Genomic DNA, 22,885 nt, shown 5'->3' on the forward strand with positions numbered 1-22,885 from the left:
GGCTCCCGAGGGGCCCGGACGCGGACCCGCCGTCCGGTGCGCCGGCCCGCGCTCCGCCGACGAAGGACGGGCACGGGCCGGCTTCCGGCTCGCTCTCGTGCCGCCCGGCCGTCAGCCCGCCGCCGCGGCCGCGCACGCCGCGGCGCAGATACGGGCCAGGTCGTCGTCGCCCGTGACGAACGGCGGCATCGTGTAGATCAGGTCGCGGAACGGGCGCAGCCAGACGCCCGCGCGGACCGCCGCCTCCGTCGCCGCGGCCATGTCCACGTCGTGGTCCAGCTGGACGACGCCGATCGCGCCGAGCACCCGCACCTCCCGGACACCGGGCAGCGCGGCCGCCTGCGCGAGGCCCTCGCGCAGACCCGTCTCGATCCGCTTGACCTCCTGCGCCCAGTCCTGGGACAGCAGCAGGTCGATCGAGGCGCCGGCCACCGCGGCGGCCAGCGGATTGCCCATGAACGTCGGCCCGTGCGCGAGCACCGGAACCTCGCCGCGCGAGATCCCCTCGGCGATCCGTGTCGTGCAGAGCGTCGCCGCCATCGACAGATAGCCGCCGGTCAGCGCCTTGCCCACACACATCACATCGGGTGAGATCCCCGCGTGGCCGGCGCCGAAGAGCGTGCCCGTGCGGCCGAACCCGGTCGCGATCTCGTCGAAGATCAGGAGCACCCCGTGCTCGTCGCACGCCTCGCGCAGCACGCGCAGGTACTCGGGCGAGTGGAACCGCATCCCGCCCGCGTTCTGCACCACCGGCTCCACGATCACCGCGGCGACCTCGTCCGCGTGGAGCGCGATCTGCTCCCGCAGCATGTCGGCGTACGACTCCTCGTACGCGGTCGGCGGCGCGTCCACGAAGACCTGGCGCTGGAGCACGCCCGACCAGAGCTGGTGCATCCCGCCCTCGGGGTCGCACAGCGACATCGGCTGCCAGGTGTCCCCGTGGTACCCGCCCCGCCAGGTCATCAGGAGCTGCTTGCCGGGCTTGCCCACCGAGCGCCAGTACTGCAGGCACATCTTCGCCGCGACCTCGACGGAGACCGAGCCGGAGTCGCTGAGGAAGACGTGCTGGAGCGGCTCGGGCGTGATCTCCACCAGGCGCGTGGCGAGCCGGACGGCCGGCTCGTGGGTGAGCCCGCCGAACATGACGTGGCTCATCCGGTCCAGCTGACCGTGCGCCGCCTCGTTGAGCACCGGGTGGTTGTAGCCGTGGATCGCGGACCACCACGAGGACATGCCGTCGATCAACTCGTCCTGCCCGTGGACGGGTTCGGCGAGCTGGAGCCGTACCCCGGACGCGGACGCGACGACCATCGGGTCCGTACGGCCCGGCATGGGGCCGTACGGATGCCAGACGTGCGCCCGGTCCAGGGCCAGCAGTTCCTCGTTACGCATTGGGCGCGAACTCCGTCCCGGCGCCCCGACGACGTACCGCCACCAGGTCCGTACGGGCCCCCGGCACGCCCTCGGCGGCGGGCTCCGCCTCCGTGGACTCCTCCGGGGCCCCGGCCGGCGCGTGACCACCGCACGGTCCGCAGCCTCCGCCCGACTCGGCGTGCGAGCCGCAGCCCGCCGGCGCCGCCGCGGACCCCGACGGTCCGCAGCCGCCCGACGCGTGGGAGCCGCACCCGCCGGCCGCACCCGCGGCGGCGGCCGCACCCGCCTCCGCGAGCGCGTCCGCGCGGTGCTTCGGCAGCGTCGTGGTCCCCGCGCCCTCCACCTCGAAGCCGGCGTCCGCGATCATGTCGAGGTCCGCCTTGCCGGCCTGGCCCTCGCTGGTCAGGTAGTCGCCGAGGAAGATCGAGTTCGCGATGTTCAGCGCGAGCGGCTGCATCGAGCGCAGATGCACCTCGCGCCCGCCCGCGATCCGGACCTCCACGTCGGGGCAGACGAACCGCACCATCGCGAGGATCCGCAGACAGCGCTGCGGGGTGAGGTTCCACTCCTTCGCGAGCGGCGTGCCCTCGAACGGGATCAGGAAGTTCACCGGCACCGAGTCCGAGTCCAGCTCGCGCAGCGCGTAGACGACGTCGACCAGGTCCTCGTCGCTCTCGCCCATGCCCGCGATCAGACCGGAGCAGGCGGACAGACCGGCGGCGTGCGCCTTCTGCACGGTGTCCACCCGGTCCTGGTACGTGTGGGTGGTGGTGATCTCCCCGTACGTCTCCTCGGACGTGTTCAGGTTGTGGTTGTACGCGTCGGCGCCCGCCGCGCGCAGCCGCTCCGCCTGACCGTCGGAGAGCAGGCCGAGGCACGCGCAGACCTCGACGCCCTCGTTCTGCTCCTTGATCGCCTCGATCGTCTTGCCGACGCGGTCCACGTCCCGGTCCGTCGGCCCCCGGCCGCTCGCCACCAGGCAGACCCGCTTGGCGCCGCCCGCGACACCGGCGGCCGCCGCCTGCGAGGCCTCGTCCGGCTTCAGCCAGCCGTACTTGAGGATCCCGGCCGTCGAGCCGAGCCGCTGCGAACAGTACCCGCAGTCCTCGGGACACAGCCCCGACTTCAGATTGACCAGATAGTTCAGCTTCACGCGCCGCCCGAACCACTGACGACGCACCTTGCCGGCGGCGGCCACCACATCGAGCAGTTCGTCGTCGGAGGTCGCCAGTACGGCGAGCGCTTCTTCACGGCTCGGCAGCTCGCGCCGCAGCCCCTTGTCCACCAGCGTGTTCAGCAGGTCCATAAAGGGTGATCCTCGCCTACGGCACACCTCGCGGCCAAGGAGGATCTGAACAAACGAGCCCGATTGAGGTGTGTGCATGGCCACACCCTGTCCCTGGCCGCCGACCGTTAGGGTCTGTGCGCTGCCTACAAAAGGATCTGCCCCATGCACCGGGACGAGGACACCCGCCGGACCCCGTTCGACTGGACCGAAGCGGAGGCGCGCCGCCGCGCGGAGGCGGGTCTCGTCCGCACGCTCCGGCCGCGGCCGGCCGAGTCGGATCTGCTCGATCTGGCGAGCAACGACTACCTCGGACTGACCCACCGCCCGGAGGTCACGGAGGCGGCGGCCGAGGCGGCCCGCCGGTGGGGCGCCGGCTCCACCGGTTCGCGTCTTGTCACCGGTACCACCCGGCTGCACGCCCGCCTGGAGCGCGAGCTCGCCGACTTCTGCGGTTTCGAGGCGGCCCTCGTCTTCTCCTCCGGCTACACCGCCAATCTCGCCGCGCTCACCGCGCTCAGCGGCCGGGACGCGCTGATCGTCTCCGATGCGGGTAACCACGCCTCGATCGTCGACGGCTGCAGGCTGTCGCGCGCCGAGACGGCGGTCGTCCCGCACGCCGACCCCGAGGCCGTACGCAAGACCCTCCAGGCCCACCCGGACCGCCGGACCCTCGTGGTCTCCGACTCCGTCTTCTCCGTGGACGGCGACCAGGCCCCGCTGGCCGAGCTGGCGGAGGTCGCCCGTGCCCACGGCGCCGGGCTCGTCGTGGACGACGCCCACGGTCTGGGCGTGCTCGGCGACGGCGGGCGGGGCGGACTCCACGCCGCCGGTCTCTCCGGCGCCCCGGACGTCGTCGCCACCGTCACCCTCTCCAAGTCGCTCGGCAGCCAGGGCGGAGCCGTCCTCGGCCCCGCCCGGGTGATCGAGCACCTGGTCAACGCGGCCCGTACGTTCATCTTCGACACCGGCCTCGCCCCGGCCGCCGCGGGCGCCGCCCTGGCGAGTCTGCGGCTGATCCAGAGCGACCCCCGCCTCGCCGAGCGTGCCAGGACCGTCGCCACCACGCTCCACGGGATGCTCACGGGGGCTGGTCTGACCGCCGTACGCCCGGAGGCGGCCGTCGTCTCGGTGCGCGCGCCCTCGCCCGAGGCGGCGCTGCGGTGGGCCGCCGACTGCCGTGACCAGGGGCTCGTCGTCGGCTGCTTCCGTCCCCCGTCCGTGCCGGACGGTGTCTCGCGACTGCGTCTCACGGCCCGTGCGGATCTGACGGACGCGCAGATCGAGCAGGCCGTCGCCACGATCGTGCGGACAGCACCCCCGACCGTCTGACCGCAGCTCAAATACGGTCTCTCGTAGCAGAGTTCACCGCTTCGAGCGACAAATATGCACATATCTTGGTGGATCGCCATACGAGGCGGCACGATCGGTGGCACTCTGACGCGTAGCGCAATCCGGGCCGGGCCCGGTGGGAAAGGGACAGCGTCGCCATGGCAGACCACCAGGAAGCAACCGTCACTCTGCCGAGCGATCCCGCCTCGGTGTCCGCCGCCCGAAGATACGTCGCCGACGTCCTGACCGGCTGGGGGCTCGCGGAGGCCGGGGACACCGCCGACACCGTCCGGCTCATCGTCTCCGAACTGGCCACCAACGCGGTCCAGCACACCTTCGGGCAGTCGCCCACCTTCACCGTCGACATCCGCCTGGAGCGCGAGGAGCAGCTCCGCATCGGCGTCACCGACAGCCACCCCCGCTGGCCCAAGCGGCTTCCGGCCGCGGTGCAGCAGGACAACGGCCGGGGGATGGTCATCATCCGCTTCCTGGCGGCCGAGGCCGGCGGGCGGCTCTCCGTCACACCGACCAGCGAGGGCGGCAAGACGGTCTGGATCGAACTCCCCTGGACCGCCTCGCCGGACCGGGTGCTCGCGTCCCAGCCGGCCGGTTCCTGAGGGCGCGAGGGTGCGGCGGCGCCACCGCACCCACGCGCCGTATCAGCTCACCTCGGCGTCAGCGGACCCGGCCGTAATAGACCTTGGACGACCAGATCTTGTCGAGCTTCACCCAGGAGCCGGTCTTGGGCGAGTGCCAGATCTTGCCGCTACCCGCGTAGATCCCCACGTGGTAGACCCTGCCACTCGAATGGAAGAACACCAGGTCCCCCTTCTGGCGGCTGGAGGCCTTGATGTGCCGGGTCTTGTTGTACTGCTGCTGCGCGGTACGTGGCAGCGACTTGCCCGCCTTCTTGTACGAGTAGAGCGTGAGCCCCGAGCAGTCGAACCGGGTCGGTCCGGCCGCTCCGTACTTGTAGGGCGATCCCTTCTTCGAGGCGGCGACGTTCAGCGCCTTGCCGGCGTGCGACGTCGCGGCCTGGGCCTCCGGTGCTGCGCCTGGCGCCAGCATCGTGCCGCCGAGGGCGGCGAGGGTGAGAGCCGAGACGGCTCCGGCCCGGGACAGCATGGACGGGACATGAATCTGCGCACTCATGCGCAACCCTTCGTCAGCCGCCTGTGAAGGATGACCTGTCGGGTTCGGGCTGGCGAAGTTGCCCGGCCGCGGCTGCGGCTTCACCCCGAGGAACGGCCCCACTGGCCGGCCGTCCCGTACTGCTCGGGTCCTCCACTCCTGCCGATCCACTCCTGTCGACCAGACATCCGGGACAGCGGCAGGACTCGGCGTCCGCCCGGACCGCCCCGCCGCGGTGGCGGGGGCTTGTCGTCGTGAGGGATCTTGACCCACAACCAGGGCGAAATCCGAGTCGAAACGACGTTATGTGAGGCTCCTCACGACTGATCCATTCGGGTGGACAGGCAGGTTTCGTGATCTTCGGAGGTTTCGCCGACGAGTCCCGGACCAGGGCTTGAACGCCCGATTCAGCCAGATGCGTACACCCGTTGCGCAACTCACCCCGCACATATGTCGATTCGTCGACTACGCCGAACGGGGGAGCGATTCTGCGGCTCCGCTGCTCCGAGTGGACCTCGACACGACACGCCGGAATGTCAACTCGTCGGAGCCTCCGGCACGGTGACCCGCTGTGATCGGCGCTCCCCGTCCAACACCCTCAACGCACGGGCCAATGTCTCCGCGTGGACCTCGGCCTCCCCGCGGACATGCATCACCGTCAGCGCGTCACGGAGGGCGCTCGCCTTCCCCACCAGGGCCTGCGCCGCCCGCAGCGCCCCATAGGTATGCGATCCCCTGGATGGATTGATCCGGCCGAGCAGGTCGACGACTTCGAGATACGCGTCGATGAACTCGCCCTCGGCACGCGTCAGGGCGGGCAGCGGCGGCAGTTCGGGGACCATGTCCGGCTCACCGTGCCCCGACGCCGCCCGACGCCCCCCGGTTCTGAACCACGTGGTCCACCAGGCCGTACGCGGTCGCGGCGGGCGCGTCGAGGACGGTGACGCGGTCGATGTCCGCGTCGATCCGCTCGCGGGTCTGCCCGGTGTGGGTGACCAGGATGCCGGCCAGCATCGCGCGCAGCCGGATCAACTCGGCCGCCTGGATGGCGAGATCGCTCGGCTGCCCCTGCAACGGCTCGTCCGTCGAGGGCTGCTGGAGCACGACCCGGGCGCCGGGCAGAGCGAGCCGCTTCCCCGGCGCGCCGGCCGCGAGCAGCACGGCGGCGGTCGAGACGGCCTGCCCGAGGCAGGTGGTCTCCACGTCGCACGTGACGATCTGCATCGTGTCGTAGATCGCCGACATGGCGCTGATCGAACCGCCGGGCGAGTTGATGTAGAGCGAGATGTCCCGGTCCGGGTCGGCGTACTCCAGGTGCAGGAGCTGCGCGATGACGTCGTTGGCCGAGGTCTCGTCGATCGGTGTGCCCAGGAAGACGATCCGCTCGTCGAGCAGCTTGGAGTACGGGTCGAGGGTCCGGGTTCCCGAGCTCGTGCGCTCGGTGAACTCGGGCAGGACGTAGCGAGCGTGCATGGCGGCGCCTCCTTGTAAAAAATGTACAGGACGTACAGGCCGTAAGATGAGGAGCATGGCCTACGAGATTCCGGTGACGCAAGCACGTGCAGAGCTCGCCGACCTGATCAACCGCGTGGTGTACGGCAACGAGCGCGTCGTCGTGACCCGGCACGGAAAGCCCCTCGTGGCCCTTGTCTCGGCCGCTGACCTGGACAGACTCGAAGCGGAGCACGAGGCGGCGGAGGACCTGGCGGCCAGCGCGGTCTCCGAGGTGCGCCCGCTCCCGTCCGCTCCGGGTGAACAGGGCCGGTTCGGCATCGCGGCGCGCCATCGCGCCCCCGGAAGCCCCGGCGCATGACGAAGCCGCGTGCCCCCGTCCGCTACAGCGGGGGCACGCGGCCGTATGAGAAGGCGTCAGCCGGGACGCCCATGCGGGCGTCCGCGGGACGTCCATGCGGGGCGTCCGTGCGCGGCGTCCATGCGGGCGTCCGCGCGGGGCGTCGCCCCGTGGGTGGTCGCCGCGAGCGTCAGCCCACGGGCGCCGGTGAGGGCGCCGGCACGGGAGCCTGAGCGGCCGCCGCCACGCCCGCGGTGCGGTCCCGCCGCCCGCCGAGCAGGAGCGCGGCCAGACCGGCGGCCGCCCAGATGCCGAGGACCAGCAGCGCCGGACCCGCGCCCGCGCCGTCGAAGAAGGCGACCGAGCGCAGCGCGCTGCCGCCCGCGCCCGGTGGCAGCCACTGACCCAGTGCGCCCACCGGCGCGGGCAGCAGCTCCGGTGCGCTCGCCACACCCGAGAACGGATTGCCCAGCAGGATCATCAGAAGAGCCCCCACGCCGATGCCGGCCCTGCCGACGAGCGCGGCGAGCCCCGCGATCGTCGCGCCGATCGCGAACACGGTCAGGCCGAGGACCCCGGCCTCCGCCCACCAGTCGCCCGTGAGCACGCCGAGCCAGCTGTGGGCGAGCGTCGCGCCGACGATCCCGGCGAGCGCGGCGGCGCCGACCAGGGTCACGGCAGCCCGGGCGCCGCGCAGGCCGAGGACCGTCGCCACGATGCCGGACGCCGCGCCGGCCAGGATCAGCGGGAACAGGCCCGCTCCGAAAGCGCCACCCCGGGGGTCGCCCGCCGGGGCCGGGACGACGTCGGTCACCTTGATCTGGGTGCCGGCCGGGGCCTGTGCGGTGACGGCCTCGCGCAGCAGCCCGGCGACGACCGGGCTCGCGGCGGATGCCGTCAGCAGTTCCGGTCCCTGCGGCGTGACGACCACCGCGCCGTATACGGCCCGGTTCTCGATCGCCGTGCGGGCGGCGGACTCGGACTCGTACCGGTGCACCTCGAAGGCTCCGGCGCGTTCGGCGAGGCGTTGTTCCAGCGGGGCGGTGGCGGTGGCGGGACCCGCGACGCCGATGGGCAGGTCGCGCGGGGCGGTCCGGGCGGCGGGCCAGGCGAAGGCCCAGAGGGCCAGGGCCACGACGACCGGGATCAGTACCAGCACCGCGGCGGTCTTGCGGGTGGCGGTCATGACACTCTCGATTCAAAGAGAAGGATCGTTCGTTTTACGGTGACCTCACTGTCCCGCCGACGTGCTCGCTTGTCAAGAATGAATGTTCGTTTTAGATTTCGGGCATGGCCCGTGTCTCGCAGGAACACCTCGACGCCCGCCGCCGTCAGATCCTCGACGGCGCCGCGCGCTGCTTCGCCCGCAACGGCTTCCACGCCACGTCCATGCAGGACGTCCTGACCGAGGTGGGCCTCTCTGCCGGTGCCGTCTACCGCTACTTCAGCGGCAAGGACGAGCTGATCGCGGCCATCGCGACGGAGGCGTTCGCCGGAATCCGCGGCGCCTTCGAGGAGGCCTCCCGCGCGACCCCACCGCCCACTCCCGACGTGCTGCTCGGCGCCGTCCTGCGACTCTTCCTCGAAGAGCGCATCGAGGGAGCCGATCGGCAGGCCTTCGCACGGCTGATCCTTCAGGTGTGGTCGGAGACCCTCCGCAACGAACACCTCTTCCGGACGCTCTCCGAGGGGTACGACGGCATGCGCGAGGCCTGGGGGAAGCTCGTCGACGCCTACCGTGCGAGCGGGATCATGGCCGCGGACGTCCCCGCCGACCGGGTCGCCCGCACCCTCATCGCCACGGCCCAGGGATTCATCGCGCAGCAGGCGCTCTTCGGGGACGTGGAGGTCGAAATCCTGGAAGACGGCCTGCGCGGGCTGATGTCCATGGACGTGCAAAGCCCGAGTTAACGCGCCGGAAAAACTTCCGCCTTAACGTGCAATGTCTGGCCGGGCGGGCCATCACCGCAGATCAACAGAGTGTTGACGATCGGTAAGGTCCGCTGCTGTCCGGGGACTTGCCCGGAGGACGACTGTGAGGTGGAAGCGTGCAACTGTCGCCGCACGAGCAGGAACGCCTGCTCATCCATGTGGCCGCCGACGTGGCCCAGAAGCGCCGGGCGCGCGGTGTGAAGCTCAACCACCCCGAGGCCGTCGCCCTGATCACCACCCATGTCCTGGAGGGCGCCCGCGACGGCCGTACCGTCGCCGAGCTGATGGCCTCCGGCCGCAAGGTGCTCACCCGCGACGAGGTGATGACGGGCATCCCCGAGATGATCCACGACGTCCAGGTCGAGGCCACCTTCCCCGACGGCACCAAGCTCGTCACCGTCCATGACCCGATCGTGTGACGGGGGAGCGCAGCCGATGATCCCTGGAGAGACTCTTTACGGTGAAGGTGGCATCGCCCTGAACCAGGGCAGCCCCGTCACCCGCCTCACCGTCCTGAACGCCGCCGACCGGCCCGTCCAGGTCGGCTCCCACTACCACTTCGCCGAGGCCAACCCCGGTCTGGACTTCGACCGCGCCGCCGCGCGCGGGCAGCGGCTGCACATCGCCGCCGGCACGGCGGTGCGCTTCGAGCCCGGCATCCCGGTCGAGGTCGAACTCGTCCCCCTCCGGGGCCGTCGCGTCGTCCCCGGCCTGCGCGGCGAGACGGCCGGCCCCCTCGACGTGAACGGAGGCGACCGTGCCTGAGCTGCACCGCGCCGTCTACGCCGACCTGTTCGGCCCCACCACCGGTGACCGTATCCGGCTCGCCGACACCGACCTGCTCGTGGAGATCGAGGAGGACCGCTCCGGCGGCCCCGGCCGCGCGGGCGACGAGGCCGTGTTCGGTGGAGGCAAGGTCATCCGCGAGTCGATGGGCCAGGCCCGGACCACCCGGGCGGAAGGCGCGCCCGACACCGTGATCACCGGTGCCGTGATCATCGACCACTGGGGCGTGGTCAAGGCCGACATCGGCATCCGCGACGGCCGGATCACCGGCATCGGCAAGGCGGGCAACCCCGACACCATGGACGGGGTCCACCCCGACCTCGTCATCGGTCCCGAGACCGAGGTGATCGTCGGCAACGGGAAGATCGTCACCGCGGGCGCCGTCGACGCCCACGTCCACTTCATCTCGCCCACGGTCGTCGAACAGGCCCTCGCCACGGGGATCACCACGCTCGTCGGGGGCGGCACCGGGCCGGCCGAGGGCACCAAGGCCACCACCATCACCCCCGGCCCCTGGCACCTGGCCAGGATGTTTGAGGCGCTGGACACCCTCCCCGTGAACATCGGGCTGCTCGGCAAGGGCAACACCATGTCCCGGGAGGCCATGCACTCCCAACTCCGCGGCGGCGCGCTCGGGTTCAAGATCCACGAGGACTGGGGCGCGACCCCGGCCGTCATCGACGCCTGTCTGAGCGTCTGCGACGAGACCGGCGCCCAGCTCGCCATCCACACCGACACCCTGAACGAGGCGGGATTCGTCGGCGACACCCTCGCCGCGATCGCGGGCCGAACCGTCCACGCGTACCACACCGAAGGCGCCGGAGGCGGGCACGCCCCCGACATCATCACCGTCGTCTCCGAGCCGTACATCCTGCCCAGTTCGACCAACCCGACCCGGCCGCACACCGTCAACACCATCGAGGAACACCTCGACATGCTGATGGTCTGCCACCACCTGAACCCGGCCGTCCCCGAGGACCTGGCCTTCGCCGAGTCCCGCATCCGCCCCTCGACCATCGCCGCCGAGGACGTCCTGCACGACCTCGGCGCCATCTCGATCATCTCCTCCGACTCCCAGGCGATGGGCCGCGTCGGTGAGGTGATCATGCGCACCTGGCAGACCGCGCACGTGATGAAGCGGCGTCGCGGCTCCCTGCCCGGCGACGGTCGCGCGGACAACCACCGGGCGCGTCGCTATGTCGCCAAGTACACGATCAACCCCGCCGTCGCGCAGGGCATGGACCACCTCATCGGCTCGGTCGAACCCGGCAAGCTCGCCGACCTCGTGCTCTGGGACCCGGCGTTCTTCGGAGTGAAGCCGCAGACCGTGCTCAAGGGCGGCCAGATCGCGTACGCGCAGATGGGGGACGCCAACGCCTCCATCCCGACCCCGCAGCCCGTGCTGCCCCGCCCGATGTTCGGAGCGCTCGGAAGGGCCGCCGCCGCAGGCTCGTTCAACTTCGTCGCCGAGGCGGCGATCGAGGACGACCTCGCGCAACGGGTGGCCGCGCACAAGGAGTTCACCCCCATCCGGAGCACCCGCCGGGTCACCAAGGCCGACATGCGGGAGAACGACGCCCTGCCCCGGGTCGAAGTCGACGCCGACACCTTCACCGTCACGATCGACGGCGAACCGGTCGAGCCCGAGCCCGCAGAGGAACTGCCCATGGCCCAGAGGTACTTCCTCTTCTGATGACCTCCACCACCCCAGCGAACGGCGTCGGCCGGGCCGCGCTCCTCGTCCTCTCCGACGGGCGCTTCCCGGCCGGCGGGCACGCCCACTCCGGCGGCGCGGAGGCCGCGGTCAAGGCCGGACGGATCACGGACCCGGCGAGCCTGGAGTCCTTCTGCAGAGGCCGTCTGCACACCACCGGGCTCACCGCGGCGGGTCTCGCCGCCGCGGCCGCCCTCGGCCACGATCCGCACACGCTCGACGCGGCCGCCGACGCCCGCACCCCCTCACCGGCCCTGCGCACGGTCGCCCGCAAGCTCGGCCGGCAGATGATGCGGGCGGCACGCGCCACCTGGCCGTGCGCCGAACTCGACGCGCTCGCCGCGGCGTTCCCGCGCGGCGCGCACCAGCCCGTCGTACTCGGCGTCGCCGCACGCGCGGCGGGGCTCGGCCCCGAGGACGCCGCGCACTGTGTCGTGTACGAGACGGTCAGCGGCCCCGCCACCGCGGCCGTACGGCTGCTCAGCCTCGACCCCTTCCGGGCCACCGCCGTGCTCGCCCGCCTCGCCCCCGAGATGGACCGGGTCGCCGAGCGGGCCGCCACCGCGGCACGTCAGGGCGTCGACGCCCTCCCCGCCGCCTCCGCACCCCTCCTCGACATCACCGCCGAACAACACGCGGCCTGGCCCGTACGCCTCTTCGCGTCCTGAGACTTCAGACCTGAGAACCACAGGAGCCGTCCCATGCACCTCGACCACTCCCACGACCACCTCGGCGCGGTGTCGGCCGACGCCCACCGCCCCGACGGAACCCGGCGCGCCCTGCGGATCGGACTCGGCGGACCCGTCGGCTCCGGCAAGACCGCGACCGTCGCCGCGCTCTGCCGACTGCTGCGCGACCAGCTCTCGATCGCCGTGGTCACCAACGACATCTACACCAGGGAGGACGCCGAGTTCCTGCTCCGCAACGCCGTCCTGCCGCCCGAGCGCATCCAGGCCGTCGAGACCGGAGCCTGTCCGCACACCGCGATCCGCGACGACATCTCCGCCAACCTCGAAGCCGTGGAGGAGCTGGAGGACACGGTCGGCCCGCTCGACCTGATCCTCGTCGAGTCCGGCGGCGACAACCTGACCGCCACCTTCTCCAAGGGCCTCGTGGACGCCCAGATCTTCGTCATCGACGTCGCGGGCGGCGACGACATCCCCCGCAAGGGCGGCCCGGGCGTCACCACCGCCGACCTGCTCGTCGTCAACAAGACCGACCTCGCCCCGTACGTCGGATCGGACCTGGAGCGGATGGCCCGCGACGCCGAGGCGCAGCGCGGCGGCCTGCCCGTCGCCTTCACCTCGCTCACCGGCGAGGAGGGTGTCGCCCCCGTCGCCGCCTGGGTCCGCGAGCGGCTCGCCGCCTGGACCGCGACCGTCGCCGTATGAGCCTGCGCGCCACCGCCCGCATCGTCGCCGACGCCGACGGCGGACTGCCGGTCCTCCGTGGCGAAGGCCCGCTCGCACTCCGCCGTACGCGCACCACCGGCGCGTACACCCGCGTCACCGTCGTCGGCGCGATGAGCGCCCCGCTCGGCGGCGACCGGCTGGCGATCGAGTCGGAGGTACGGGACGGGGCGCGGCTCCTGGTCGACTCGGCCGCCGCGACCGTCGCTCTGCCCGGCCGCGGCGCCGAACCCGCCACGTACGACCTCCGGATGAGCGTCGGCGACGGGGCGGTGCTGCGCTGGCTCCCCGAACCGCTCGTCTCCGCCCGGGGATCCGACCTGAGGATGCGCACCACCGTCGAACTCGCGCCCACCGCCCGGCTCGTGCTCCGGGAGGAGCAGGTCCTCGGCCGCCACGGCGAGGAGACCGGCACCCTCACCACCCGCCTCACCGTGCACCGCGCCGGCCGTGCGCTGCTCGACCAGGAGCTGGCTTACGGACCCGGCGCCCCCGGCGGCTGGGACGGCGGCGCTGTCCTCGACGGGCATCGGGCGACGGGCCAACTTCTGCTCGTGGACCCCGAGTTCGAGGACAAGCCGGTGGAGCCACGCCCGCTCGCCGAGAACGCCTTCCTCGCCCCGCTCGCCGGCCCTGCGGCCCTGGTCACCGCCGTCGCCCCCGACGCGCTCCAGCTCCGCCGCGCCCTCGACGAGGCGCTGGAAGGCCTTGCCGTGTGGTGAGTTCACCGCTCAGCGGTACACGGCTGTCCGGTTATTGGTTCGGCAAAGAAACACCAGTACGACCTTCCGTCCTGTGCCCCGCTGACGAAAGGATCCCCCGGACAACCGACATCCACAGGGGAGACCACGTGAGACGCACGGCAGTGCTCGGTTCGGCCGGCACTCTGATAGCGGGCACGCTCGTGGCCGGCGCGCTTGCCGCCCCGGCCGCCGGCGCCCATGACCGCCACCGGCCGGACGCGGAGGCGCGCGGAACGGCCGTCGCCGCCCAGCGCGCCGCCGATCAGGGCATCGACTGGCAGGACTGCCCGGCTGACTGGGGCCTGGAGAAGCCCATCCAGTGCGGCTGGGTCACCGTCCCCGTCGACTACGCGAAGCCGAACGGCAAGAAGATCAAGATCGCCGTCGACCGCATCGGCTCCACCGGCACCCCGGCCGAGCGCCAGGGCGCGCTGCTCTACAACCCCGGCGGCCCCGGCGGCTCCGGCCTGCGCTTCCCGCGCCGGGTCACCACCAAGAACACGATCTGGGCGGGCGCCGCGAAGGCGTACGACTTCGTCGGCTTCGACCCGCGCGGTGTCGGCCACTCGGCCCCCATCTCCTGCGTCGACCCGGCCGAGTTCGTCAAGGGCCCCAAGCTCGACCCGGTCCCCGACAGCGAGGCCGACAAGCGCGCCCAGCGCAAGCTCGCCGCCGAGTACGCCGAGGGATGCGCGGAGAAGAGCGGCGACGTCCTGCCGTACATCAACACCCTCAACACCGCCCGTGACCTCGACGTCATCCGGGCCGCCCTCGGCGAGAAGAAGCTCAACTTCGTCGGCGTCTCCTACGGCACCTACCTCGGCGCCGTCTACGGCACCCTCTTCCCGTCGCACGTCCGTCGCATGGTTCTCGACAGCGTCGTCAACCCGTCGACGCGCAAGATCTGGTACGAGGCCAACCTCGACCAGGACATCGCCTTCGAGGGCCGGCTCAAGGACTGGATGACCTGGGTCGCCCGGAACGACGCCGCCTACCACCTCGGCGACACCTATCCCGAGGTCCGCCGGCAGTGGGAGACCCTGCGCGCCGACGCGAAGAAGAACCCCCTCGGCGGCAAGGTCGGACCGGCCGAACTCATCGGCTTCTTCCAGAACGCGCCGTACTACGACTCGATGTGGGCGCCGGTCGCCGAGGCCTTCAGCGCCTACGCCGCGGGCGACCCGCAGCCGCTGATCGACGCGGCGGCCTCCGACCCCACCGACACGGCCGGCAACGCCGCCTCCGAGAACGGCAACGCCGTCTACACCGCCGTCGAGTGCGCGGACGCCCCCTGGCCGACCAGCTGGAAGAAGTGGGACCGGGACAACAGCCGGCTCCACGAGCGGTACTCGTTCATGACGTGGGCCAACGCCTGGATGAACCTGCCCTGTGCCACCTGGTCCACCCCGCGTCAGCGGCCGACCGAGGTCCGTACGGGCAAGGGCCTGCCGCCCGTGCTCATCACCCAGGCGGAGCGCGACGCGGCCACGCCGTACGCCGGAGCGGTCGAACTGCACAAGCGGTTCAAGGGCTCGCGCCTCGTCACCGAGCGGGACGCCGGCTCGCACGGCATCACCAGCCTCGCCAACCCGTGCCTCAACACCCGTGTGGAGGCCTACCTCCTCACCGGGAAGCTCGACAGCCGGGACGTGACGTGCGCACCGCACGCCACACCCCAGCCGTAGCCACGGGGTGACGACCGAGGGGCGGCCGCCGCACCACGGCCGCCCCTCGCTCATGCCCGGGCGGCGAGCCAGGCGTCCTCGGCGGCGTAGTCGAAGAAGTCCACCCCGTACTTCGCCAGGCCCGGGAACACCTCCCGCCACTCGCCCTCCGCCAGTCGCCGGGTCAGATCCGCGACCGTCGCCGGCAGGGACTCGGCGTACGACACGACCGGCCGGTAGCCGAGCTCCTGTTCCGCCGCGCCCATGTCGTAGACGACCGGGTGGGCAGCGGTCCACGGAGTGAGTCCCACCGTGCCCTCCGGCTCGCCGGCCATCAGCACCGTCTCGCTCTCCACCCCGATCACGGCGTCGATCGCCGCCCCGATCTCCGCGACCGCCGGAGCCTCGGGATCGCCGCCGTTGAGCACCCGGGTCCCCGGCTTCGCCGCGGCGAGCCGCACCAGCTCCCCGAGGTTGTCCACGTGCACCGGGTGGAACCGGGACGCGCCGTCGTACGAGAGGACGCGCACCGGCCGTCCGTCGAGCGCGCGCTTCACGAACCACAGCTCCCTCGGACCCGGGCAGTACGGCCCGTGGATCGCGCCCGCCCGCAGCACCGTCGTCGGCAGGGTCTCGCCCGCCGCGAGCAGCTCCCGCTCCAGCGCCACCTTCCGTGTCCCGTACGACGCCTCACCCGGGGCGACCGTCCGCCACGACTCCGGGATCGGCACCGGATAGGCGGGGAAGCCGTCCGGCTCGTCCTGCGTGTCGAAGCTGCGGCCCCGGTCGTCCTCGTAGACCGCGGCGCTGGAGACCACCACCGCCGAGCCGATCCGGTCGGCCAGCGCCGTCAACTGCCTTCCGTGGCCCGCGTGGTAGGCGACGATGTCCACCAGGACGTCGGTGCCGGTGCCGAGCGCGTCGGCCAGCGCGCCCTCCTCGTTCCGGTCGAAGGCCACCGACCGGACCTCCGCCGGCCATGTCCCGTCCCGTCGGCCGCCCCGCGAGGCGGCCGTCACCTCCCAGCCGTCCGCGACGAGCGCCCGCACGGCCGCCCGTCCCACTTGTCCTGTCGCTCCGAGTACCAGTGCGTTTCCCTGTCCCATGGGCGGGACGCTAGGGCGACGCGGGCCTGCGGGCCCAGGCCCTTTCGCCGTGAGCTGATCCGCTGTCAGCGTCCGCCGCGGGGGAACTTCCTCCGCGACCCGCCGTCGCCGGCCTTCGCCTCCTCCTCGGCGGCCTTCACCTTGGCCGCGTAGTCGTCGACGTACTCCTGTCCGGACAGCGCGAGGATCTCGTACATGATCTCGTCCGTCACCGCCCGGACCGCGGCCTTCTCGCCCTCCATGCCCGCGAACCGGGAGAAGTCGAGCGGCTCCCCGAACCGGATGGTGACCCGCTTGACCCTGGGCACCACCTTGCCGGGCGGCTGGATCTCGAAGGTCCCCACCATCGCGCAGGGGATGACCGGCACACCGGCCGTGATCGCCATGATCGCGACACCCACCTTGCCCTTGTAGAGCCGGCCGTCGTGCGAGCGCGTCCCCTCGGGATAGATGCCGAGCAGCTCGCCCTTGGACAGCACCCCGAGCCCCTCGCGGATCGCCGCCTGCCCGGCCTCCTTGCCGGAGCGGTCGACCGGGATCTGACCGGCGCTGCGGAAGAACGCGGCGGTCAGCCGGCCCTTGAGCCCCGGCCCGGTGAAGTACTCCTGTTTGGCCAGGAACGTGATCCGCCGCCTGAGGACGGCCGGCATGAGGAAGTGGTCCGAGAACGACAGGTGGTTTCCCGCGACGATCGCCGCGCCCTCCTCCGGGATGTGTTCGAGGCCTTCCGTGCGCGGCCGGAAGACCAGCCGCAGGATCGGACCGAGCAGGACGTACTTCAGGACGTAATAGAACAACTGTGGCCCCCGTCTCGGTAGAGCGATGATTATTTGTAACCACTTGCGCGACCCTGGTCCACACTGGAGACGGAGAGTGGGGCCCGATGGCTGCCGAACGCCGACACGAACCGCCACGCGGAAGACCCGGCGCAGCCGTCACCGTGCTGCTGTGCGCGGTGATGACCGCCGGGTTGTACGGATGCGCCGACTCCGGCACCCCGGAACCGGCGCCGACCTCGACGCCGCCCCCGCCCACCCCGCCGTCCACCCCCGTCCCGCAAGGGCTCTCGCCCTTCACGGGGCTGCCCGCCCGGCCCGCACCCGTCCTCGCCGTCAAGATCGACAACGTGCCGCCGGCCCGCCCGCACACCGGTCTCGGCGCGGCCGACCTCGTCTACGTGGAGCAGGTGGAAGGCGGCCAGACCCGGCTGCTCGCCGTCTACTCCACGGACCTCCCCGAGCGGATCGGCCCCGTGCGCAGCGCCCGCGAGTCCGACATCGAGCTCCTCGCCCAGTTCGGCCGCCCGGCGCTCGCCTACTCCGGCTCGCAGACCGCCCTGAAACCGCTGCTCAAAGCCGCTCCGCTCTATCCCCTGCCGCCCGAGGACGCCCCCGGCGCCTACGTCCGCGACCGGGGGAGGGCCGCTCCCCACAACCTCTACGTGCTGCCCGGACGGGCCCTCGCCGCCGCGCCGGACGCGCAGGACGCCAAGGACATCGGATTCCGCTTCGGGCCGGCCCCCTCGGGCGGCGAACGGGTCAACGAACGCACCGTGCGCTTCCCGGCCTCCCGCTACACCTTCACCTGGAACGCGACCGAGAAGAACTGGCGGGTCGCGATGGACGGCAGGCCCGCCCGCACCACCGACGAAGGCCAGGTCACGGCGTCGACCGTCGTGCTGCAGTACGTGACCATACGAGCGTCGCGCTTCCACGACGTCCTCGGCAGCGTCTCCCCGTACACCGAGACCGTCGGCAGCGGCAGCGCCCTCGTCCTCCGGGACGGCCGCGCCTACGACGCCCGCTGGAGCCGCCCCGACGCCGACGACGGCACCGCCTTCACGACCCCCGACGGCACGCCGCTGAACTTCGCGCCGGGCCGGACCTGGGTCGTGCTGGCACCGCGCGGCTAGCCGGGGCTGCGGGGCTTCGTCACGGCGGGGGCTACGGCTGGGGGCTACGGCTGGGGGCCCGGGCGGCCAGGGCCGCGGCGCGGGCCCGAGGGGACGGAGCTGTCGGCGGCCGCCATGCCGATGGTGACCACTCCGAGCACCACCCAGCCGAACCACAGCCAGCCGCTGCTGCCGAGCGCCACCGTGTACGCCGTCGTCAGCACCAGGGCCGCGACGGTCGTCACGCACATCGCCTTCGTGGGACCGGACATGGGTCCCTCCTCCCGACGGGGCCATCCTGTTCATCGTGACCCCTGAGGCGGGGGGAGCGCTACTCCCGCGTCGATACCCGAGGCCCGCCACCGCGGAGCGAGGCGAGATACGCGTTGTACGCCTCCAGCTCCTTGTCCCCGTCGCGGTCGGCGGCCCGGTCCTTGCGGACGGCCTGCCGCTGCTCGGAGTGGTACCACTGGTAGACCAGCGCGATCAGCACCAGCACCGACGGGATCTCGCTGAACGCCCAGGCGATGCCGCCCGCCGCGTTCTGGTCGGCGAGGGCGTCGATCCCGAGTGAGGCCGGCGGGTTCTCGTACGCCTTGATCATCGGCTGGCTCGCCATCATCAGGGCGATGCCGAAGAAGGCATGGAACGGCATGCCCGCGAAGAGCTCCAGCATCCGCATCACATAGCCGGGTCGGTGCGGCCCCGGGTCGACGCCCATGATCGGCCAGAAGAAGACCAGACCCACGGCGAGGAAGTGCACCATCATCGCGATGTGCCCGATCTTCGATCCCATGAGGGTGTCGAAGAGCGGCGTGAAGTAGAAGCCGTACAGGCTCGCGATGAAGAGCGGGATGGTGAACGCGGGATGCGTGACGATCCGCATGTAGCGGCTGTGCAGCAGCATCAGGAGCAGCTCGCGCGGGCCCTTGTCCCCCCGCGGGGCGACCGGGAGCGCGCGCAGCGCCAGGGTCACCGGCGCGCCGAGCAGCAGCAGGATCGGCGAGAGCATCGAGATGACCATGTGCTGCACCATGTGCACGCTGAACATGACCATGCCGTAGTCGTTCAGCTTGGTGCACATCATCAGCGCCACGGAGAGCACGCCCACCGCGAAGAAGACCGTCCGGCTCACCGGCCAGCTGTCACCGCGACCGCGCAGCCGCGCCACGCCCCAGCCGTACAGCGCGAGCCCCACGACACTGCCGATGAGGAAGAACAGGTTCGGCGAGAACTCGAGCCCCCGTCCCAGCGTGAACGGCGGCAGATCCATGGTCATGCCGTGCCCGCTGTGATCCATGTGTGTACTCCTGGAGCCCGATTCGCGCTTGATGTCCGCACCAGACTAGAACCGCCCCCGTTCGCGGATGCGACCGGGGGCGGCTCAGGGTGTCGGTTCGGAGGTCAGAGCACGCACTCGGCCTCGGCGTAGCGCTCGGCCGGGACCGTCTTGAGGGCCTCCACGGCCTGGGCCAGCGGCACCATCGTGATGTCCGTGCCGCGCAGCGCGGTCAGCATGCCGAACTCGCCGCGGTGCGCCGCCTCCACCGCGTGCCAGCCGAAGCGGGTGGCGAGGACCCGGTCGTACGCGGTCGGCGTGCCGCCGCGCTGGACGTGACCGAGGATCACCGGGCGGGCCTCCTTGCCGAGCCGCCGCTCCAGCTCCACGGAGAGCTGGTTGGCGATGCCGGTGAAGCGCTCGTGTCCGTACTGGTCCTTGGCGCCGACCTCGAAGTTCATCGAGCCCTCGCGCGGCTTCGCGCCCTCGGCGACGACCACGATCGCGAAGCGCTTGCCGGCCTCGAAGCGCTCGCCGACGCGGGCGGTCAGCTCGTCGATGTCGAAGGGGCGCTCGGGCACGACGATCGCGTGCGCGCCGGCGGCCATGCCGGAGTGCAGGGCGATCCAGCCGGTGTGGCGGCCCATGACCTCGACGATGAGCACACGCTGGTGCGACTCGGCGGTGGTCTTCAGACGGTCCAGGGCCTCGGTCGCCACCCCGACCGCCGTGTCGAAGCCGAAGGTGACGTCGGTCGAGGCGATGTCGTTGTCGATCGTCTTCGGCACGCCGACGATCGGCAGCCCGGCCTGGGAGAGCAGGTTGGCAGCCTTCAGCGTGCCCTCGCCGCCGATCGGGATGATCGCGTCGAGCCCCAGCTCGGCGACATGGCCCCGGGCACGCTCGACGCCGTCGACCAGATGCGCGGGCTGGACCCGGGAGGAGCCGAGGATGGTGCCGCCGCGGGCGAGGATGCCGGCGACCGCGTCGAGGTCGAGCTTGCGGTAGTCGCACTCGAGGAGGCCCTTCCACCCGTCGTGGAAGCCGATGACCTCGTCGCCGTGGTCGACGACGGCGCGGTGCACGACGGAACGGATGACGGCGTTCAGACCGGGGCAGTCGCCTCCGGAGGTGAGCACACCAATGCGCATAGCCCGAATACCTTTGCAACGTGGGCCGACTTCCGGACCACGTCGTCCGGTTGGATCCCCGCCACCCTATCGGTGCCGAGTGGCGGGGCCGAACCCGATGTCCGCAGTTTGGACACCGTATTTACTTACGAATCCAATGGGCGTAAGGGCGCTCAGACGTGCAGCCCGCGGGGCGGTCAGGCGGGCTGGGTCGCCGCCGCGATGCGCTCGGCGCGCAGCGCCTCGTACCACCGGTCGTCGGTCGGCGGCAGCGCGTTCACGTCCAGGGCCAGCTTCAGGAGCAGGTCCGCGATCTGCGGGTTGCGGGCCATGACCGGGCCGTGCATGTACGTACCGAAGACGGTGTCGTTGTACGCGCCCTCGGTGCCGTCGCCCGTGCCGTTGCCCTTGCCCAGGACGGTCCGCGCGAACGGGCGGGCCGTCGGGCCGAGATGGGTGATGCCCTGGTGGTTCTCGAACCCGGTGAGCTGGGGGAGGCCCAGGCGCGGGTCGATGTCGGCGAGGACGTCGCCGACGCACCGCTCGCCCTCGCCGCGGGTGGAGATGACGTCGATCAGACCGAGGCCGGGCTCGCGCTCGCCGAGGTCGTTGATGAACTCGTGGCCCAGGATCTGGTAGCCGGCGCAGACCGAGAAGATGATCGCGCCGTTGGACGCGGCCCGCTCCAGCCCGCCGTCGCGGCGCAGCCGCTCGGCGGCGAGCCGCTGCGGCCGGTCCTCGCCACCGCCGATCAGGTAGATGTCGCCGGAGGTCGGCACCGGCTGGTCGCTGCGGACGTCGACGCGCTGGACGTCCAGACCGCGCTGGCGGGCGCGGCGCTCGACGACGAGGGCGTTGCCCTGGTCGCCGTACGTGCTGAGCAGGTCCGGGTAGACCCAGACCAGGCGCAGGCTGCTGTCACTCATGCTGCAAGTCCTCTACGGGTCAGTTGCCGACGCGGCGGCGGACGTCCTGGAAGGCGGTGTAGTTGGCGATCAGCTCGATCTGGCCGGGCGGGGCGAGCTGGACCGCCTCGTCGAGCGTCTCGCAGACGCGGAACTCCACACCCGCGACCTCCAGGCGGACCGCGAGGTCCAGCTTGCGGTCGCCGATGACCATGATCGGGTGGCCGGCGAGCCGTCCGTAGTCGACGTCCCATAGCCAGGAGGTGTCCGTGCCGTCGGCGCCGCGCGCGTTGACGGAGAGGATGACCGGGGTCGGGGGCTGGTCGATCAGGGAAAACGTTTCGAGCCACCCCGCCGGGTTCTTCGCCAGCAGCAGGCGCAGGTCGCGGCCCTGGAAGGAGACCACGTCGTAGCGGCCGGCCACGGCCTGCACCTGGTACATCCGTTCCAGGGCGACCTGCGGCGGGACACCGAAGACGGCGGCGACGGCGGCCGAGGTCGCGGCGTTGGCCTTGTTCGCGCGGCCGGGCAGCTGGAGGTGGATCGGCCAGGCCGAACCGTGCGGGTCCAGGACGTGGTCGCCGTTGAGCGCCCAACTCGGCGCGGGGCGGCGGAAACCGCACTCGCCGCAGAACCAGTCGTCGCCCGGACGCTGCATGACACCGCCGCAGGAGGGGCACGACCAGGCGTCGTCCTTCCACTCCTGGCCGACGGCGACCCACACCACGTTGGGGGAGGAGGAGGCGGCCCAGACGATCAGCGGGTCGTCGGCGTTGGCGATGACGACCGCCTTCGTGCCGCTCAGACCCTCGCGCCACTTCTCGGCGAGCATCCGGGTCTCGGCGGCGCGGTCGAGCTGGTCGCGGGAGAGGTTGAGCAGCGCGATCGCCTTCGGCGTGGTGTCCCGGGCGACTCCGGCGAGGTACTTCTCGTCGACCTCGATCACGCCGTACTTGGCGTCCGAGCCGCCGGCCAGCGCCGAGGTGATGCCCGCGGGCATGTTGGCGCCCAGCGCGTTGGAGACGACCGGGCCGCTCGCCCGCAGCGCCTCGGCGATCAGCCGGGTCGTGGTGGTCTTGCCGTTGGTCGCGGACACCAGGACGACGTCCAGATGCTGCGCGAGCCGACCCAGCAGGTCCGGGTCGAGCCTCAGCGCCACCTTGCCGCCGATCACCGATCCGCTGCCGCGTCCCGCCGCGCGCGACACCGCCGCCGCGGCCTTGCCCGCCGTCACGGCCAGCTTGGCGCGTGGCGACAGCGGCTCTGGATTACCGGGGTGTCCTGACATCTTCCTTGTTCCTCCTTGCGTCGGTCCGGGCTCAGCCTATCGAGATCAGGCCAGGGACCCGAACTGCGGCACCCCTGCGCCCCTCGGCGAAACGACGAGGTCACGGCGGACCGTACCCTTACGC

Annotated in this window: 25 protein-coding genes and 1 riboswitch; of the genes, 12 read left to right on the forward strand and 13 right to left on the reverse strand. The window is 71.8% G+C overall.

Annotated features, from left to right (window positions below; genetic code table 11):
• Window positions 1-111 precede the first annotated feature (111 nt).
• Window positions 112-1,392, reverse strand: coding sequence for an adenosylmethionine--8-amino-7-oxononanoate transaminase (locus ACF1G2_RS26270; RefSeq protein WP_391800623.1), 1,281 nt, complete (start codon window positions 1,390-1,392; stop codon window positions 112-114).
• On the reverse strand, window positions 1,385-2,680 hold the full coding sequence (gene bioB, locus ACF1G2_RS26275; protein WP_391800624.1) for a biotin synthase BioB: 1,296 nt from the start codon (window positions 2,678-2,680) through the stop codon (window positions 1,385-1,387). The genes ACF1G2_RS26270 and bioB overlap by 8 nt, the downstream gene beginning before the upstream one ends.
• A gap of 144 nt (window positions 2,681-2,824) precedes the next feature.
• Between bioB and ACF1G2_RS26280 the strand changes: the two genes are divergently transcribed.
• Entirely contained in the window at window positions 2,825-3,991 is a 1,167-nt protein-coding gene (locus ACF1G2_RS26280) for an 8-amino-7-oxononanoate synthase (protein WP_391800625.1), read from the forward strand.
• Window positions 3,992-4,149: 158 nt separating this feature from the next.
• Window positions 4,150-4,608 carry an ATP-binding protein gene (locus ACF1G2_RS26285; RefSeq protein WP_391800626.1) on the forward strand — a complete coding sequence of 153 codons (459 nt, stop codon included), beginning with the start codon at window positions 4,150-4,152 and terminating at the stop codon, window positions 4,606-4,608.
• 58 nt (window positions 4,609-4,666) lie between these two features.
• On the opposite strand, the gene ACF1G2_RS26290 is transcribed toward ACF1G2_RS26285, so the two are convergent.
• From ACF1G2_RS26290 to ACF1G2_RS26300, 3 genes are all read right to left on the reverse strand, one after another.
• Window positions 4,667-5,143, reverse strand: a complete 477-nt coding sequence (locus ACF1G2_RS26290) for a C40 family peptidase (RefSeq protein WP_391800627.1) — start codon at window positions 5,141-5,143, stop codon at window positions 4,667-4,669.
• Window positions 5,144-5,146: 3 nt separating this feature from the next.
• Window positions 5,147-5,344: riboswitch (cyclic di-AMP (ydaO/yuaA leader) on the reverse strand.
• A 314-nt stretch (window positions 5,345-5,658) separates the two neighbouring features.
• Window positions 5,659-5,964: a hypothetical protein gene (locus ACF1G2_RS26295; protein ID WP_391800628.1), complete on the reverse strand. Its 306-nt coding sequence runs from the start codon at window positions 5,962-5,964 to the stop codon at window positions 5,659-5,661.
• Window positions 5,965-5,971: 7 nt separating this feature from the next.
• Entirely contained in the window at window positions 5,972-6,595 is a 624-nt protein-coding gene (locus tag ACF1G2_RS26300) for a ClpP family protease (protein ID WP_391800629.1), read from the reverse strand.
• Between the two features lie 55 nt (window positions 6,596-6,650).
• Here ACF1G2_RS26300 and ACF1G2_RS26305 point away from each other — a divergent pair, with 55 nt between their 5' ends.
• Window positions 6,651-6,935, forward strand: coding sequence for a type II toxin-antitoxin system Phd/YefM family antitoxin (locus ACF1G2_RS26305; RefSeq protein WP_391800630.1), 285 nt, complete (start codon window positions 6,651-6,653; stop codon window positions 6,933-6,935).
• Between the two features lie 169 nt (window positions 6,936-7,104).
• Here ACF1G2_RS26305 and ACF1G2_RS26310 read toward each other — a convergent pair whose 3' ends face one another.
• Window positions 7,105-8,100: an ABC transporter permease gene (locus ACF1G2_RS26310; protein WP_391800631.1), complete on the reverse strand. Its 996-nt coding sequence runs from the start codon at window positions 8,098-8,100 to the stop codon at window positions 7,105-7,107.
• Between the two features lie 104 nt (window positions 8,101-8,204).
• Between ACF1G2_RS26310 and ACF1G2_RS26315 the strand changes: the two genes are divergently transcribed.
• From ACF1G2_RS26315 to ACF1G2_RS26350, 8 genes are all read left to right on the forward strand, one after another.
• Window positions 8,205-8,825 (forward strand): TetR/AcrR family transcriptional regulator, encoded by a 621-nt coding sequence (locus ACF1G2_RS26315; protein WP_391800632.1) that lies wholly within the window; start codon window positions 8,205-8,207, stop codon window positions 8,823-8,825.
• A gap of 137 nt (window positions 8,826-8,962) precedes the next feature.
• Window positions 8,963-9,265 (forward strand): urease subunit gamma, encoded by a 303-nt coding sequence (locus ACF1G2_RS26320; RefSeq protein ID WP_383226920.1) that lies wholly within the window; start codon window positions 8,963-8,965, stop codon window positions 9,263-9,265.
• 16 nt (window positions 9,266-9,281) lie between these two features.
• Window positions 9,282-9,611 carry an urease subunit beta gene (locus ACF1G2_RS26325; protein WP_391800633.1) on the forward strand — a complete coding sequence of 110 codons (330 nt, stop codon included), beginning with the start codon at window positions 9,282-9,284 and terminating at the stop codon, window positions 9,609-9,611.
• The gene (locus ACF1G2_RS26330) at window positions 9,604-11,325 is read left to right on the forward strand and encodes an urease subunit alpha (RefSeq protein WP_391800634.1); all 1,722 of its coding nucleotides are present in this window, start codon (window positions 9,604-9,606) and stop codon (window positions 11,323-11,325) included. Before ACF1G2_RS26325 ends, ACF1G2_RS26330 begins: the two co-directional genes overlap by 8 nt.
• A complete protein-coding gene (locus ACF1G2_RS26335) occupies window positions 11,325-12,014 on the forward strand; it encodes an urease accessory protein UreF (RefSeq protein WP_391800635.1) in 690 nt (229 codons plus the stop codon). Before ACF1G2_RS26330 ends, ACF1G2_RS26335 begins: the two co-directional genes overlap by 1 nt.
• A gap of 33 nt (window positions 12,015-12,047) precedes the next feature.
• Window positions 12,048-12,737: an urease accessory protein UreG gene (gene ureG, locus ACF1G2_RS26340; RefSeq protein WP_391800636.1), complete on the forward strand. Its 690-nt coding sequence runs from the start codon at window positions 12,048-12,050 to the stop codon at window positions 12,735-12,737.
• A complete protein-coding gene (locus ACF1G2_RS26345) occupies window positions 12,734-13,477 on the forward strand; it encodes an urease accessory protein UreD (RefSeq protein WP_391800637.1) in 744 nt (247 codons plus the stop codon). The genes ureG and ACF1G2_RS26345 overlap by 4 nt, the downstream gene beginning before the upstream one ends.
• Before the next feature lie 128 nt (window positions 13,478-13,605).
• Window positions 13,606-15,183: an alpha/beta hydrolase gene (locus ACF1G2_RS26350; protein WP_391800638.1), complete on the forward strand. Its 1,578-nt coding sequence runs from the start codon at window positions 13,606-13,608 to the stop codon at window positions 15,181-15,183.
• Window positions 15,184-15,233: 50 nt separating this feature from the next.
• On the opposite strand, the gene ACF1G2_RS26355 is transcribed toward ACF1G2_RS26350, so the two are convergent.
• Window positions 15,234-16,268, reverse strand: a complete 1,035-nt coding sequence (locus ACF1G2_RS26355; RefSeq protein WP_391800639.1) for an NAD-dependent epimerase/dehydratase family protein — start codon at window positions 16,266-16,268, stop codon at window positions 15,234-15,236.
• 65 nt (window positions 16,269-16,333) lie between these two features.
• The gene (locus ACF1G2_RS26360; RefSeq protein WP_391800640.1) at window positions 16,334-17,065 is read right to left on the reverse strand and encodes a lysophospholipid acyltransferase family protein; all 732 of its coding nucleotides are present in this window, start codon (window positions 17,063-17,065) and stop codon (window positions 16,334-16,336) included.
• Window positions 17,066-17,151: 86 nt separating this feature from the next.
• Between ACF1G2_RS26360 and ACF1G2_RS26365 the strand changes: the two genes are divergently transcribed.
• Window positions 17,152-18,180 (forward strand): DUF3048 domain-containing protein, encoded by a 1,029-nt coding sequence (locus ACF1G2_RS26365; protein ID WP_391800641.1) that lies wholly within the window; start codon window positions 17,152-17,154, stop codon window positions 18,178-18,180.
• A 44-nt stretch (window positions 18,181-18,224) separates the two neighbouring features.
• On the opposite strand, the gene ACF1G2_RS26370 is transcribed toward ACF1G2_RS26365, so the two are convergent.
• The 5 genes from ACF1G2_RS26370 to ACF1G2_RS26390 form a co-directional block, all read right to left on the reverse strand.
• The gene (locus tag ACF1G2_RS26370; RefSeq protein ID WP_391800829.1) at window positions 18,225-18,431 is read right to left on the reverse strand and encodes a hypothetical protein; all 207 of its coding nucleotides are present in this window, start codon (window positions 18,429-18,431) and stop codon (window positions 18,225-18,227) included.
• Window positions 18,432-18,490: 59 nt separating this feature from the next.
• A complete protein-coding gene (locus tag ACF1G2_RS26375) occupies window positions 18,491-19,459 on the reverse strand; it encodes a cytochrome c oxidase assembly protein (RefSeq protein ID WP_391800642.1) in 969 nt (322 codons plus the stop codon).
• A 104-nt stretch (window positions 19,460-19,563) separates the two neighbouring features.
• Window positions 19,564-20,589: a 6-phosphofructokinase gene (locus tag ACF1G2_RS26380; RefSeq protein WP_391800643.1), complete on the reverse strand. Its 1,026-nt coding sequence runs from the start codon at window positions 20,587-20,589 to the stop codon at window positions 19,564-19,566.
• A gap of 176 nt (window positions 20,590-20,765) precedes the next feature.
• Window positions 20,766-21,494, reverse strand: coding sequence for a type 1 glutamine amidotransferase (locus ACF1G2_RS26385; protein ID WP_391800644.1), 729 nt, complete (start codon window positions 21,492-21,494; stop codon window positions 20,766-20,768).
• A 19-nt stretch (window positions 21,495-21,513) separates the two neighbouring features.
• On the reverse strand, window positions 21,514-22,761 hold the full coding sequence (locus ACF1G2_RS26390) for a MurT ligase domain-containing protein (protein ID WP_361437717.1): 1,248 nt from the start codon (window positions 22,759-22,761) through the stop codon (window positions 21,514-21,516).
• Window positions 22,762-22,885: the final 124 nt, after the last annotated feature.

Origin of the sequence: Streptomyces sp. NPDC013457 (assembly GCF_043089925.1) — a bacterium.
Taxonomy (GTDB): domain Bacteria; phylum Actinomycetota; class Actinomycetes; order Streptomycetales; family Streptomycetaceae; genus Streptomyces.

What these genes read in the sequence shown, in the direction of transcription:
- ACF1G2_RS26285 (WP_391800626.1), top strand. Translation starts at nt 4,150, where the DNA reads ATGGCAGACCACCAGGAAGCAACCGTCACTCTGCCGAGCGATCCCGCC.
- ACF1G2_RS26310 (WP_391800631.1), bottom strand. Translation starts at nt 8,100, where the DNA reads ATGACCGCCACCCGCAAGACCGCCGCGGTGCTGGTACTGATCCCGGTC.
- ACF1G2_RS26325 (WP_391800633.1), top strand. Translation starts at nt 9,282, where the DNA reads ATGATCCCTGGAGAGACTCTTTACGGTGAAGGTGGCATCGCCCTGAAC.
- ACF1G2_RS26345 (WP_391800637.1), top strand. Translation starts at nt 12,734, where the DNA reads ATGAGCCTGCGCGCCACCGCCCGCATCGTCGCCGACGCCGACGGCGGA.
- ACF1G2_RS26290 (WP_391800627.1), bottom strand. Translation starts at nt 5,143, where the DNA reads ATGAGTGCGCAGATTCATGTCCCGTCCATGCTGTCCCGGGCCGGAGCC.
- ACF1G2_RS26295 (WP_391800628.1), bottom strand. Translation starts at nt 5,964, where the DNA reads ATGGTCCCCGAACTGCCGCCGCTGCCCGCCCTGACGCGTGCCGAGGGC.
- ACF1G2_RS26305 (WP_391800630.1), top strand. Translation starts at nt 6,651, where the DNA reads ATGGCCTACGAGATTCCGGTGACGCAAGCACGTGCAGAGCTCGCCGAC.
- ACF1G2_RS26335 (WP_391800635.1), top strand. Translation starts at nt 11,325, where the DNA reads ATGACCTCCACCACCCCAGCGAACGGCGTCGGCCGGGCCGCGCTCCTC.
- ACF1G2_RS26315 (WP_391800632.1), top strand. Translation starts at nt 8,205, where the DNA reads ATGGCCCGTGTCTCGCAGGAACACCTCGACGCCCGCCGCCGTCAGATC.
- bioB (WP_391800624.1), bottom strand. Translation starts at nt 2,680, where the DNA reads ATGGACCTGCTGAACACGCTGGTGGACAAGGGGCTGCGGCGCGAGCTG.
- ACF1G2_RS26300 (WP_391800629.1), bottom strand. Translation starts at nt 6,595, where the DNA reads ATGCACGCTCGCTACGTCCTGCCCGAGTTCACCGAGCGCACGAGCTCG.
- ACF1G2_RS26365 (WP_391800641.1), top strand. Translation starts at nt 17,152, where the DNA reads ATGGCTGCCGAACGCCGACACGAACCGCCACGCGGAAGACCCGGCGCA.
- ACF1G2_RS26375 (WP_391800642.1), bottom strand. Translation starts at nt 19,459, where the DNA reads ATGGATCACAGCGGGCACGGCATGACCATGGATCTGCCGCCGTTCACG.
- ACF1G2_RS26380 (WP_391800643.1), bottom strand. Translation starts at nt 20,589, where the DNA reads ATGCGCATTGGTGTGCTCACCTCCGGAGGCGACTGCCCCGGTCTGAAC.
- ACF1G2_RS26385 (WP_391800644.1), bottom strand. Translation starts at nt 21,494, where the DNA reads ATGAGTGACAGCAGCCTGCGCCTGGTCTGGGTCTACCCGGACCTGCTC.
- ACF1G2_RS26270 (WP_391800623.1), bottom strand. Translation starts at nt 1,392, where the DNA reads ATGCGTAACGAGGAACTGCTGGCCCTGGACCGGGCGCACGTCTGGCAT.
- ureG (WP_391800636.1), top strand. Translation starts at nt 12,048, where the DNA reads ATGCACCTCGACCACTCCCACGACCACCTCGGCGCGGTGTCGGCCGAC.
- ACF1G2_RS26390 (WP_361437717.1), bottom strand. Translation starts at nt 22,761, where the DNA reads ATGTCAGGACACCCCGGTAATCCAGAGCCGCTGTCGCCACGCGCCAAG.
- ACF1G2_RS26370 (WP_391800829.1), bottom strand. Translation starts at nt 18,431, where the DNA reads ATGTCCGGTCCCACGAAGGCGATGTGCGTGACGACCGTCGCGGCCCTG.
- ACF1G2_RS26280 (WP_391800625.1), top strand. Translation starts at nt 2,825, where the DNA reads ATGCACCGGGACGAGGACACCCGCCGGACCCCGTTCGACTGGACCGAA.
- ACF1G2_RS26355 (WP_391800639.1), bottom strand. Translation starts at nt 16,268, where the DNA reads ATGGGACAGGGAAACGCACTGGTACTCGGAGCGACAGGACAAGTGGGA.